Here is a 13,272-nt window from a genome sequence, read left to right on the forward strand (position 1 = left end):
TTGACAAGAAACGTTCGGTTTTTATAAGAATTCCCCCTGGAGGACGATTATGAAGAAAAAAGAAGAATCTTTTGGTCAAAATATCCGTTCGATTCGGTTGAAACGAAAGATGACACAGAAGATGTTAGCGGAAGATATTTGTTCGCAAAGTGTTTTAAGCCGTATTGAAAACAACGAAGAGTTGCCGAATGTCTGGGTGATGTACCAAATCTGCCAACGCTTAGGAGTCACCTTAGATCAAGTAATGATGCTTCATTCGGAAGAGATCAACAAAACCAATCAAATCTTTGCCGAAATCGAATCACATTTTGTCCATAAGCAGTTTCAAGAAATGCGGGAAAAAATGGAAGATAAGGCGATCAAGGATTATTTGTATCTGGATTCAGATATGCAAATGTATTACTACTATCTAGGCAGCTGTGATTATTTCCTCGATCAAAACTATGATGCCGCCCTTGAGGCGCTGAAAAAAGGACTGGCCTACTCCTATCAACAGGATAAGACCAATGTTTCGGTGATGGAAATTCGTATCCTGAGCTGCATGGGCCGCGTCTATAGTGATTTGCTGCAACTGGGTGAGGCTCGTTTTTACTTAGAAAAAGCTTACGATGCCATGCACGCACTGCCGCCGGAACGTCTCTCCACATCATTGACCAAAATTTACTACAATTATGCGGTCTTTTTAAAGGAGCAACAAGAAGATTGCCTCGCGCTAAAGGTAACGAACGAAGGCATTTCCTTAGCCAGAGAAAAAAACAGTTTGTATTTTCTAGAAGAATTGTTTGAACTGAAGGGACACTTACTTTATAGACTGAAAGAAGAAAATGCAGCCGAAAAAAGTTTTCAGCTGTATCGTGCTGTCATGGATATTCGCCAATCTGACAAAGTGGTGTAGACCTTTCTTGACTTCTTCCCTAAATAAGAGTACTTTTAAGGAAGAAAAGAAATAGAGGAGCGATCAAGATGAATAAATATATTTACGCAGACAAATTCTTTCTAAAATCAGCGGTTCATGGCCCTGGTTACCTGGAGGTCAAAGAGGGGAAATTCGGAGCGATCGTCGATGAAGTCCCTTCTGGTGCAGACGTAGAAGATTATTCAGGCAAATGGGTAGCACCGGGTCTTGTGGATACTCATATCCACGGATTTATGAACCATGATGTGATGGACAACGATGCAGAAGGCATTAAAGCCATGTCGGAAGGCCTTTTATCATGTGGTGTGACTTCCTTCTTGCCAACAACCTTAACATCCAGCAAAGAACGGTTGCGGGATGTTGCTGAAACCGTTGGGAAAGTCAAAGACGAAGTTACAGGAGCAAAAATCCAAGGGATCTATTTTGAAGGCCCATTCTTTACTGAAGAACATAAAGGTGCACAAAATCCAATTTATTTTGGTGATCCTGATATCGATACCTTCCATGAATGGCAAGAAGCTTCTGGTGGAATTATCAAAAAAATCGCCTTGGCTCCTGAGCGAGAAGGTGTGAGTGAATTTGTTTCGCAAGTGACGGAAGAAGGCGTAGTGGTTGCTCTAGGCCATAGTAACGGTACATTACAAGAAGCGCAAACAGCAGTTGAAGCTGGTGCTAGCGTTTTTGTTCATGCATTCAACGGTATGCGCGGATTAAACCATCGCGAGCCTGGAATGGTTGGTGCCCTACTTTCATTAAAAGAAGTTTTTTCAGAGTTGATTTGTGATGGCCACCATGTGCATCCTCAAGCAGCTGAGATTTTGATGGAAAAAGCTGGTCACGACCATGTTGCCTTGATCACTGACTGTATGATGGCTGGCGGCATGCCAGATGGTGATTATATTTTAGGTGAATTTCCAGTAGTGGTGAAAGACGGAACGGCTCGAATGGAAACTGGCAATCTTGCTGGTAGTATTTTGAAACTAAAAGAAGCTGTGAAAAATGTAGTAGACTGGGGAATCGCTACCCCTCAAGAAGCGGTCATGATGGCCAGCTTGATTCCAGCAATCAGCTGTAAAATTGACCATGCTTGCGGCATGATCAAACAAGGTCGCCCAGCTGACTTTATTGTTTTGGATCAAGAAATGAATGTAACAGCCACCTATTTAGATGGCGTCTGCCGCTACCAGGCGTAAAATAAAACAATCTGCTTAAAGAAACAAGAAGAGAGCTTCTCTTGATCTGTTTTTTGAGCAGATTTTTTTGTTTTCAGTTATGATGAAAGAAAACGACATCCTATGAAGGAGATGATGGGGATTTGAAGACGATTTTAGTTACCGGCGCCAATGCCGGTATGGGCTTTGCAACAGCCAAACAATTGGCAGAATTGGGGATGCATGTGATTTTGTATTGCCGTTCTGCCGAACGAGGGCAGGCAGCACAGCAACGTTTGAAGGAAGAGACAGGCAATCCAAGCATCGATCTAGTGATCGGTGATTTGGGGTCGTTGGCTAGCGTACGCAAGTCAGCCGCTGAAATCAACGCCCGCTTTGAGAAATTGGATGTACTGATCAATAATGCGGGCATCGTCAATTTAAAAAAAGAGCGAACAGCCGATGGATTTGAACAAATGCTGGGCGTAAACTACGTGGGGCATTTTGAACTGACCCGTCAGTTATTGCCGCTAATAAAACGTGCCGATGCCGGCAGGATCGTCAATGTGTCATCCGGCGCCTACAAATTTGTAAAGAAAAAGGATCAGCGCTTTTTCGATGTACCGGATTTTTTCCCTTGGCGGGAATATGGCCGCTCAAAAAAAGCCCTGATTTTATTTACGGATGCGCTTGCGTTCCAGCTACGCAATACGACCGTTACTGCTAATTCCTTGCATCCGGGAGCTGTGGCGACCAGCTTAGGGGTCAGTCGACAAACAGGATTTGGTCAATCTATTTATAAAATGTTGACGCCTTTTTTTAAAACAGCCGAAGAAGGGGCAGATACAGCGATTTACTTAGCGCTAAGTCCAGACGTTGCGGGTATCAGTGGCCGCTACTTTGTTGATCGTCAAGCAGTCCTAACCGAGATCCCGAAGGAGCAGCAACAAGCACAGAAACTATGGCAAGAAACGCAACAAAGAATTGCGGACCACACAAAATGATTTGTTTTGCTTTTGCCAATCTGGATCACTTTGAATAAATGACTTGTTTTTTAGCAGCACGACCTTGTGCTGCTTTTTTGCGGTTTCTTTCAAGGGAAAAAGTGTGATACACTGTTAAGCGAGAAAGCGCATGCGGCGCTGGAATTCTTGGAGGAATAAAATGAGTTATATTGAAGTAGTGAAAGAAGTGAAGAAATACACAATGGGCGATACGGTGATTGCTGCCAATGATGGCGTCTCTTTTTCCGTAGAGAAAGGCGAGATCGCGCTGATCCTTGGTCCTAGTGGCGCCGGTAAGTCCACCGTTTTGAACATACTAGGCGGGATGGATCAATGTGACAGCGGCCAAGTGATTGTCGATGGAACGGATATTGCTGGTTTTGATGCTAAACAACTAACGACCTATCGTCGCAAAGACGTCGGATTTGTCTTTCAATTTTACAATTTGGTGCCGAACTTGACGGCTAGAGAAAATGTGGAACTGTCGGCACAAATCGTACCCGAAGCACTTGATGCAGCTGAGATTTTGACCCAAGTTGGATTAGGTGATCGCTTGGATCACTTTCCTGCACAATTGTCTGGCGGTGAACAGCAAAGGGTCACGATTGCTCGTGCCATAGCCAAGAAGCCCAAACTGCTGCTTTGTGATGAACCAACTGGGGCACTTGACTATGAAACGGGAAAACAGATTTTGGCTATTTTAGAAAAAACAGCTCGCGAGACTGGGACGACCGTTTTGATCATTACACACAACAGTGCATTGGCTCCCATGGCGGATCGCGTGATCCATATCAATGACGCAAAGGTTCGCAAGATGGAAAAAAATACTCATCCGATTCCAATTGCCTCTATTTCTTGGTAAATGCCTATGAAAAAAACATTATTACGTTCCAGTTTACGTGAAATTAGGCAAGCACCCGGGCGGTTTTTGTCCATTTTAGGCATTATCTTTTTAGGAGTCGCTTTTTTTGTCGGGATCAGCGCCACCGGCCCTAATATGAAACAAGCTGCTGAAGATTACTTTTCTCGCCAACAATTAGCCGACCTTACAATTGCTTCAACTTTGGGGTTGTCGGATACCGATCGGCAAATCATTGAGGAAATGCCTGGCGTCACAGCGGTTGAGACGGAGCAGATCGCTGATATCAATGCCGAAAATCATCGTGCTGTGATTCGTGTCTTCTCTCTTTCAACTGATCGACCTGTCAATCAATATGAGGTGACTTCTGGTCGATTGCCGCAAAAATCAGGGGAAATCGCCTTAGATCAAGCGGCACAAAATAGTGGTGGTTTCGAATTAGATGAATCCTTTGAGTTGCCAGAAAGTGGCGGAAATCAATTAAAAACCCATACCTTCACGATCGTGGGCTTTGTCAATAGTCCTGAATATATTGAGAACTTTCATCGGGGGAACAGTACCGTTGGTAATGGGACAGTGGATTACTTTGCGGTGATTCCTGAGGAGGATTTTAAAGAAAGTGCGTACGCCCGATTTTTAGTTCGCTTTGATGACTTATCTCAAATGGAAAGCTATTCAGTGGCGTATCAGACGAAAAGAGATCAAATAAGTGCTGAAGTTGAGAAAAAGTTGGCTCCTCGGGCGCAAGGACGCAGACAAGAGCTGATCGATGAAGCACAACCAGCCATTGACGAAGCCAAAGAACAGATCCGCAACGGAGAAACGGCTCTGCAAGAAGCACAAAGGGAACTCGACGACGCACAAGAAAAATTAGCGCAGGCGCACCGGGAACTGACGGAACAAGAAGCAGCTTTCCAAACAGAAATTCAAGCTGCCCAAGAGCAGTTGAATAGTGAAGCACAAAAAATAGCTGAGGGTAAGCAAGCGTTGGCGGAAAACCAACGACTGCTGGATCAAAGTGAACAAGCGTTGCTTCAGCAAGAAGCCCAAGTAAAATCAGCCCAAGCCCAGTTAGCGCCCATTTCGGCACAAAAGTCAGAACTACAAAGTGGCATCCAACAAGTGGAGGAGCAACTTGCGCTGGCATACCAAGGCATGGATCAAATCAGAAGTGTAAGTCAACTTTCTGCAGAGGAGCAAATGGCCCAGCTGCCTACCGTCTATGCACAAGTAACAGCCGCTCTGGCACAGTTGAACCTACCGACAGATGTCCTTGGTCCGATTCCTGATCTGGAGGAAATCGATGAAACGATGATTGCTACTATGCTGACGGCAGCTGAAGATACATTGAATCCACTCATTGCTGAAGGTGAGCAACAACGTGCCCAATTAAGCGGACAACTGGCTGCAATCAATGAACAAGAAGCGCAACTTCAACGGGCGCAACAGCAAGTCAACGCTGGCTGGAGCCAGGTCAGTGCCGGACGCCAAGAGTTGGCACAGGCGCAGACCCAGATTACTCAAGGAGAATCGCAGCTGAGTGTTGCTCGTGAGACTTTAGCTTCTGAGCAAGCTAATGGTCAGTCTTTGCTAGACAAGGGCTGGCTGGAATACCGAGAAAACGAAGCAACCCTTCAAGAAAAGCTTGCCGAATTTAAAGAAAGAGCACCAAAAGAACGCAAAAAGCTTGAAGATGTCAAAAAAGAAGTTGCGGAAAAAGAGCAGGAATTGTTGGAGCTAAAACCGGCAGTTTACCGTGTCGCGAACCGCGATGCGAATCCTGGTTATTCAGAATACCAAGACAATGCGGAACGCGTTTCTTCGTTAGCGACGATTTTTCCAGTCATTTTCTTTTTGATCGCAGCCTTAGTGAGTCTAACCACTATGACGCGGATGATCGATGAAAAACGCAGTGAGATCGGAACGTTGAAAGCACTAGGCTATCGCAACTGGGAGATTGGACAGAAATTTTTGCTTTATTCCTCTGCAGCAGGCATCACAGGTGCTGTATTGGGCCTAGCAGTAGGCTTTTCCTTTTTTCCAGCAATCATCATTCAAGCTTATGGACCGCTTTACAATCTCACGGAGTATGACACCCCATGGTATTTGCGGCTTTCATTGATTGCTGTGGGAGTCAGCTTGCTTTGCACCATCGGTATCGCGTTGCTGGTTTTACGTTTTGATTTAAGACAGTCATCGGCTTCATTGTTACGACCAAAGGCACCCAAAACAGGAAAACGAATTCTCTTAGAAAGAATCACCATTATATGGCGGCACTTAAGTTTTATTCAAAAAGTTACAATGCGAAACCTGTTTCGCTACAAGTCCAGAATGCTCATGACCATCTTAGGGATCGCGGGATGTACCTCCATGATCTTGACTGGATTTGGTCTAAGAGATTCTATCAGCAATATCATTCCTTTACAGTTTGAGAAAATCTGGCAGTATCAGGCGGTGATCACCTTTGATGATGAGGATTCGGAAGCAATGAGTGAAACAAAAGCCGCCGCAGAAGATATTGAAGGCTTTGAAGCAGGGTTATTCTTGCATACGGAAAGTCTGACGTTGGCTCAATCGGGGGTCACGCAGCAAGAAGTAACCGTCACCGTGCCAGAAGATCCTGCGGCTTTATCGAGATTTGTCCACTTGAATGATCGGGTTTCAGGAGAAGCTTACGAGCTAGAAGGAGAGGGTGCCATCATCAATGAAAAGCTTGCTAAGTTGTTTGGAGTATCGGTGGGTGATACGATAACGTTGACGAATGAAAGCGGCGAGGAATTTCAACTGAAGGTAGCTGCCATCGCAGAAAACTACACGGGCCATTTTGCTTATTTGACACCTGAAACGTACGAAAAGATCTTTCAGGAAACGCCTGCTTACAATAGTGAGTTATTGAAATTCAATCAGCGCTTAAGCAAAACAGATGAAGAAGCGATCGCAGCTGACCTGATGGCACAAGATAATGTCATCAATGTTTCCTTCCTCTCAGCTTCAGCGGATGCCTTAGATGACACGACAGCAACCTTGAACATCGTCATTTGGATCTTGATCACGTCAGCAGGGGCATTAGCCTTTATCGTGTTGTACAACTTGAACAATATCAATATAGCGGAACGGATCCGCGAGTTGTCGACTATCAAAGTATTAGGCTTTTATGATCGAGAAGTGACGATGTACGTCTTTCGTGAGAATATCTTTTTAACGATTTTCGGTATTGGTTTTGGCTTGTTATTAGGGGTGCTTCAGCATCAATTTGTCTTACAGACCATCGAAGTTGATATCGCCATGTTTTCACCGACAGTCGAACCAATGAGCTATGTGTATGCAGCGGGATTGACCTGCTTGTTTTCAGGCGTGGTAGGGATCGCGATGTATTTCAAGTTGAAACATGTCAATATGATCGATGCCTTGAAAGCCAATGAGTAACAAAAACAGCCTTTTTTCAGAAGCATTCTGGAAAAAGGCTGTTTTTATTTTTCTTGTTTTTCTTGCTCAGAGATTTCCCCTTGGACTTCTTCTAGCATGGCTTTTAGTTCAAGCTCTTTTTGCCTTAGCACGACCAAATCTTCTTGAATCTCATCCTTTTTCTCTTCCTCAGGTGGTCGAATAACAAAATTGATTGACAGGGCAACTAAGGTACCGATAAAGGTATCAAGCACACGGTCCAATGCAAAGATGATCGATTCACCTTGTGGGACACTGGAAGTGATCAACAGCATCGTCGCAATGGCAGAGATGATGCCAGAATTGTTATTGATGCCATCTGAAAAAACGATGACAAAGATGACCAGTGCGGGCAGGACAAACAATTCGATCAGAAAATCATTTTGAAAATATTGCTTCGTCAAAAAATAAAAAATGGCTGTACCGCCGCCGATCGTATTTCCTAACACCCGTGATTTCCCAAAAGAGATTGTTGTTGTCAGGTCTTGTCGCAATGAAAAGACAGCAGACAAGGCAGCAATCAAAGGCTGGCCGCGATCAAGGAAATGAAAGAGCAGAATACAAAGCATGACAGCGATGGCTGTTTTTATCGTTCGCATACCTAAGCGAAAACGCCCCAGTTTCATGGTAGAATGCCCCCTTTACTTAATCATACCCAATGCTGTTGAGAAATTCTAGTCTTATTCCTCACAATTTAGTATACTTTTCAAAGGAGGTGACAAAAATGAAAATTGGATTGAGAACAGTGAAGACAGCAGTTGCTGCCGGTTTGTCCATGTTTCTTGCTCAGCAGATCGGTCTATTGTATGCGCCAGCCGCAGGGATCATCGCAATTTTGAGTGTTGGGAATACAAAGAAAACCTCGCTCTTTACAGGAATCGGTCGCTTGGTTTCCTTGGCGATCGCGACGCTCCTAGCTTTTGTCAGCTTTCATCTTTTAGGCTTTGGTCCGCTGGGCTTCGTTCTTTTTCTCTTCCTATTTATTCCGACGGCAGTCTATTTCAAATTAACCGATGGGATCGTGGTCAATTCGGTATTGGTGACCCATTATATGATGGAACGTTCTTTTGCTTGGCCATTGATTGGAAATGCTTTTTTGTTGATGAGTATTGGCATCGGCTTTGCACTTTTATTTAACTTGTATATGCCAGACGGCGAACGGGCATTGAAAGAAAAACAGCAGTTGGTGGAAGAAACGTTTAAAAGTCTTTTAAAAGACATGTCGATCGCGTTAACAGAAAAAGAAAAGGCGACGCTCCCTCATGTTTGCCAAGCATTGTTAGGAGAAATCAAGCAAGGCAAACAGCAAGCGATGGTTCATAGTGAAAACCAGTGGCGAGGAGAAGCCTCTTATTATGAAGAGTATTTCACCATGCGGCAAAGTCAAGCGCGCTTACTCTTGGAAATGGTTGATCTATTACAATTGTTTTGGGTAGAAGAAGCCTATACAAATGCGTTTCAAGAGCTGCTATCCTTTACCGCCGAGTCCTTTCATGAAAATAACGATGGAAAAGAGATCTTGGCAAAAATTGCAGCTTTATACGAAGATTATCGACAAAAACCATTGCCGCAAACAAGAGCAGAATTTGAAAATCGGGCTCAGCTGTTTCAGTTTCTGCAAACCTTTAAAAGTTTTATTGAAATCAAAGCCGACTTTTCTGAACAGATTCAGACGATGGAGCGCTAAAAAAAAGACTCCTGTAAAGGAGTCTTTTCACTTTTACTGTTGTTCCCAAAAAGCTTGCATTTGATCAAGAACGTCAATGACATCGGTGGTCAAGTGGATTGATCCTTCGATATCGCCATTGATGGCTTTGATCATATTGGCAATTTCATAATTAAGGGCTTGATTACTGTCACCAGCTTCGATGACCTCATTTGACCCATCGCGGAAATGAATCATGGCTTTGTCCGCACGAGGATACTCATCCACCGTAATGTACCCTTCTTCAAAAGCAACGATACCTGTTTTAGGCATTTTCGCTTGGAAAGTCAGCGTGACACTAGCCATTTCATCAGCTGGATTTTGGAGGATCGTTACAGATTGTTCGTCTACACCAGTAGAGAAGGGCTTCATGCTGCTAAACGCCACTTCTGGCGTATCCGTCATGAAAAAGCGAGCAAATGAAACGGCATATGTGCCAATATCCAGTAACGCACCGCCACCTAAATCTGGGTTGAAGAAACGATTGGTGGGATCAGGATCTTTATAGCTGCCAAATGGTGCTTGGATCATTTTTAATTTTCCTAAGCGTCCAGCATCGATCTCTTCTTTCAAACGTGCATAAACCGGCATATTGAAGATCGTCATAGCTTCTTCTAAGATCAGATTTTTTTCTTTGGCTAAGGTCAATTCTTCAGCTAATTCATCGGCACTGGTCGTAATGGCTTTTTCACAGAGGACATGTTTTCCGGCCATTAGAGCTTTCATAATAAATTCGTGATGAAGATCATTAGGTACTGCAATGTACACAATATCAATTTGCGGATCTTCCAGCATAGCATCTGTGCTTTCATAAGCATGGGGGATAGCGTATTTTTCGGCAAAGGCCTGGACTTTTGGCAAACTGCGGGCGCTGACTCCATACAGTTCACTTGCTTCATTGGAAAAACCAGCGGCAAATTGTGTCGCGATGTCTCCAAGTCCAATCATTCCCCAACGGTATTTTTTCATCATTGATCATCTCCTTCATATTTAGTATAACAAAAGAAATGAATTCTTTAAAATAATCAAAAACAATCGCAAAAAGTTTCCATTACGGCTGACTTTCAGTAAAATATAGAAGAGGAGGGATAACATATGCATAATGTATCAATAGCCATTATTTTAAATACGATTATCGAGCAATATACATCAGAAAAACAGTTTTATGAGACACATTTAGGAATCACTGCCGAGCAATGGGAAGCTTGGAAAACCGGCACAATGAGTTTATCGCCTGCTGAAAATCAGAAAGTGAAACTGCTGTTTTCGGATTATGAATGGATGCTGATCCAAAAAATCATTCGCCAGACCGTCATTTATCCAGAAAAACGCAATCAAGCGGTCGTCGAGTTCAAAAAAATGAAAACCCAAATCGCCAGAACGTGGCTAGGTAGCGATTTAGCAAAAGTCGAATTGTTAACAGAATCTGAAGAAACAGCCCAATACCTTGATTTGAGAGTCAGTATTACGTATGATGAGTGGGGTTATGATGATATATTAAACTTCCGATTGCCCGCTGTTGTTCAGCAGCAGATCCGCAATGAAAAAATCGAGTTGTTAGAGTGGGTTAAAGAAAATCTGGAAGAAACTTATAATTAAAGGTAGGGTATTTTTTGAAAAAGTATTATGGAATGGCTGCGGCAGCAGGATTCTTGTTTTTGGTTCTCCTAACCATACAAGTGAATCGAGTGACCGCAGTCACCCCAATAAAGAATCTAAGTATCGCTCGTTCTACTACTCAAACAGTGACGAGCGCAACAACTGAATCCAGCAGTCAAACTTCGACGGAATACTCAGAGGATGCGCAAGAACAAGCAGCTGTTAGTGATGAAGTGAACGAAGATGATTTCCCAACTGTCTCATTGAATGATTGGTCATTGGCTCTGGTAGGACCAAAAAATAAAATCGTCAGCGAAATCGCGCAAGAAGATTTAGGGAAATTATCAAATGGCTACCTTGTGGACAAGCGAATCGTTTCGGCATACGAAGAACTAGCTGAGGCAGCAAAGGTGGCTGGACATCCTTTAGTCATGGTCTCTGCTTACCGTTCGGTAGAGTATCAACAGGAAATATTCGATGCCAATGTCAATAGCTTGATCCGCCAAGGGAATACAAAAGAAGAAGCAATTCGTATCACGAAACTGACCTTTACTGAACCGGGATATAGTGAGCACCATACCGGTCTTGCGATTGACGTAATCGATGAATACTGGTATCAAAATCATACAGGCGAACTTCTCAATGAGGGGTTCGGCGTTACAGACGGTGGAAAATGGCTACAAGCCCATGCGAGAGAGTATGGGTTCATCATCCGTTATCCGAAAGGGAAACATGACATTACCCAAATCGATTATGAACCATGGCATTTACGCTATGTAGGCGTCGAAGTGGCGACATATATTGAAGAACATGAGGTAACATTCGAAGAGTTTCTTGATGAGGCAAAAGAACACATCACTCGTAAAGAAGCAGAACTGTCGTATCACGAATTGGCAGATCCTTTGCAGGAGGACTGGATCTTTACTAATTCTCTTACTAGAAATCAAGAAAATAGTCAACGAGCACAAGAAGAGTTGTTGATGAGTGGAGGCGACTTGTTCGCTAAGAACGTGTTTAGTCAGACAAAGGAAGTGAAAAAATGAGCGCAAGACGAAAAAAACAGAAGACTCGTTTCCCATTAGTCTTTCTAGGGTTATTCTTAATTGGGATTGCTTTTATTTTTTCCTTAAATAGTTTGGCGGATCCTCTTCCGAAAGAGGAAGAAACAAATACTGAAGCGATCTCTCATGAAGAATTTATCGATCGCATTGCTCCTTACGCGCAAGAACTGCAAAAAGGCTATGGGATTTTACCAAGTATCATTATAGGTCAGGCGATTCTTGAATCAGATTGGGGCCAGAGTTCTCTAGCCAGCAAATACAATAATTTATTTGGCATCAAGTCATTTGGTCATTCAAAAAAGGTGACATTAGATACCCAAGAGTTTTATAATGGAGAATGGGTCACGATTCAAGGAGATTTTCGTGTCTATGATACTTGGGAAGAATCAATGGATGATCATACGATGTTGTTTGTAAATGGTGTTGATTGGAATCCTGCGCTTTATGTAGATGTCTTGACAGCAAACGACTACCGCAGTGCCGCACAAGCCTTACAAGATGCAGGGTATGCAACGGATCCAGATTATGCCAGCAAAATCATTCAAGTCATTGAAACCTACCAATTGAATCGATTTGATCAATAAGAAAAGAGAGTTGGCTGCTTATGGAAGAAAAATATATGCCAAAAATCACCACTGATTTACGCAAAGATATCGTCAAAGTGCCTAAAGTTATTCGAGAGGCTAGCGGCATTCAAATATTTGGGAAACAAATCCGCTCCATTATTTTTACTACGGATATTGCGATCATCCGTAATACAAATGCGGACGCTGTGATAGCGGTCTATCCTTTTACACCGCACCCAGCAATTACGAAAGCAATTATCGAAGCAGCAGATATTCCAGTGTTTTCTGGTGTCGGCGGCGGCTTGACCCAAGGATTCCGCTCTTCTTATATGAGCATGTTTGCTGAAGCTCAGGGATCGATCGGGGTCGTCTTAAACGGACCCACGCCATTGAAAACTGTGGAGCAAGTCTGTAAAGTCGTGGATATTCCCGTTATCAGTACCGTAACGAGTAAGTATACTGAAATTGATGCCAAACTTGAAGCTGGTGTGAAGGTCATCAATATCAGTGCCGGCAAGGACACAGCGGATACCGTGGCTTTCTTCCGTAAAAAATATCCGAAGCTGCCGATCATTGCAACGGGTGGTCCAACTGAGGAGAGCATCTTAGAAACGATTGAAGCAGGTGCGAATGCGATCACTTACACGCCGCCTTCCAACGGGGAGCTTTTCAGTAAAAAGATGGAGCACTATCGTGATATGGAGAAACCAGAGTAGCAAATGATCCACAAATGAGAATATTTTTATTTATAAAGGGCATTCCATGCTTGTGTTTTTAATCAAAGACAGGCATAATCGAATCTATCATTTAAAAATTACTTGTATATCGTCGAAATATGGTCGACAGTCTCTACCCGATACCGTAAATATCGGACTATAAGTAAAAATCGTGCCTGTTAGACACTTTTTTTGCTTTGGCAAAAAGAGTGTCTTTTTTTTCAGGATGGAATAGAAAGGAACGAGGAGAG

At 43.3% G+C, this 13,272-nt stretch carries 12 protein-coding genes and 1 riboswitch; of the genes, 10 read left to right on the forward strand and 2 right to left on the reverse strand.

Going from position 1 to position 13,272, the window contains the following annotated elements; all coding sequences use genetic code 11:
* The first annotated feature begins 49 nt into the window (after window positions 1-49).
* The 5 genes from IGK63_RS06630 to IGK63_RS06650 all read left to right on the forward strand — a co-directional run bounded on the left by IGK63_RS06630 (window position 50) and on the right by IGK63_RS06650 (window position 7,356).
* Window positions 50-895, forward strand: coding sequence for a helix-turn-helix domain-containing protein (locus IGK63_RS06630; protein ID WP_008381491.1), 846 nt, complete (start codon window positions 50-52; stop codon window positions 893-895).
* 68 nt (window positions 896-963) lie between these two features.
* The gene (nagA, locus tag IGK63_RS06635) at window positions 964-2,109 is read left to right on the forward strand and encodes an N-acetylglucosamine-6-phosphate deacetylase (RefSeq protein WP_005236444.1); all 1,146 of its coding nucleotides are present in this window, start codon (window positions 964-966) and stop codon (window positions 2,107-2,109) included.
* A gap of 122 nt (window positions 2,110-2,231) precedes the next feature.
* Window positions 2,232-3,071, forward strand: a complete 840-nt coding sequence (locus tag IGK63_RS06640) for an SDR family oxidoreductase (protein WP_008381487.1) — start codon at window positions 2,232-2,234, stop codon at window positions 3,069-3,071.
* A gap of 160 nt (window positions 3,072-3,231) precedes the next feature.
* Entirely contained in the window at window positions 3,232-3,933 is a 702-nt protein-coding gene (locus tag IGK63_RS06645) for an ABC transporter ATP-binding protein (protein ID WP_008381485.1), read from the forward strand.
* The gene (locus tag IGK63_RS06650) at window positions 3,934-7,356 is read left to right on the forward strand and encodes an ABC transporter permease (protein WP_016613318.1); all 3,423 of its coding nucleotides are present in this window, start codon (window positions 3,934-3,936) and stop codon (window positions 7,354-7,356) included.
* Window positions 7,357-7,400: 44 nt separating this feature from the next.
* Here the strand turns inward: IGK63_RS06650 and IGK63_RS06655 are convergent, their stop codons facing one another.
* A complete protein-coding gene (locus tag IGK63_RS06655; RefSeq protein WP_005231932.1) occupies window positions 7,401-8,000 on the reverse strand; it encodes an FUSC family protein in 600 nt (199 codons plus the stop codon).
* A gap of 98 nt (window positions 8,001-8,098) precedes the next feature.
* Between IGK63_RS06655 and IGK63_RS06660 the strand changes: the two genes are divergently transcribed.
* Complete coding sequence (locus IGK63_RS06660) at window positions 8,099-9,061, forward strand: aromatic acid exporter family protein (RefSeq protein WP_034872222.1); 963 nt, start codon at window positions 8,099-8,101, stop codon at window positions 9,059-9,061.
* 33 nt (window positions 9,062-9,094) lie between these two features.
* On the opposite strand, the gene IGK63_RS06665 is transcribed toward IGK63_RS06660, so the two are convergent.
* Window positions 9,095-10,051: a Gfo/Idh/MocA family protein gene (locus IGK63_RS06665; protein ID WP_016613320.1), complete on the reverse strand. Its 957-nt coding sequence runs from the start codon at window positions 10,049-10,051 to the stop codon at window positions 9,095-9,097.
* Between the two features lie 123 nt (window positions 10,052-10,174).
* On the opposite strand from IGK63_RS06665, the gene IGK63_RS06670 reads away from it, so the two are divergent.
* Genes IGK63_RS06670 through IGK63_RS06685 form a run of 4 tightly spaced genes read left to right on the forward strand, consistent with a single transcriptional unit; the run spans window position 10,175 to window position 13,021 of the window.
* Window positions 10,175-10,678 (forward strand): hypothetical protein, encoded by a 504-nt coding sequence (locus IGK63_RS06670; RefSeq protein WP_016613321.1) that lies wholly within the window; start codon window positions 10,175-10,177, stop codon window positions 10,676-10,678.
* A gap of 32 nt (window positions 10,679-10,710) precedes the next feature.
* The gene (locus IGK63_RS06675) at window positions 10,711-11,721 is read left to right on the forward strand and encodes a M15 family metallopeptidase (protein ID WP_016613322.1); all 1,011 of its coding nucleotides are present in this window, start codon (window positions 10,711-10,713) and stop codon (window positions 11,719-11,721) included.
* A complete protein-coding gene (locus tag IGK63_RS06680; protein ID WP_005236425.1) occupies window positions 11,718-12,323 on the forward strand; it encodes a glycoside hydrolase family 73 protein in 606 nt (201 codons plus the stop codon). Before IGK63_RS06675 ends, IGK63_RS06680 begins: the two co-directional genes overlap by 4 nt.
* A gap of 20 nt (window positions 12,324-12,343) precedes the next feature.
* Window positions 12,344-13,021, forward strand: coding sequence for a hydrolase (locus IGK63_RS06685; RefSeq protein WP_008381475.1), 678 nt, complete (start codon window positions 12,344-12,346; stop codon window positions 13,019-13,021).
* An 82-nt stretch (window positions 13,022-13,103) separates the two neighbouring features.
* Window positions 13,104-13,201: riboswitch (purine riboswitch) on the forward strand.
* Window positions 13,202-13,272: the final 71 nt, after the last annotated feature.

This window comes from Enterococcus sp. AZ040 (genome assembly GCF_050499185.1).
Classification (GTDB): domain Bacteria; phylum Bacillota; class Bacilli; order Lactobacillales; family Enterococcaceae; genus Enterococcus_D; species Enterococcus_D entomosocium.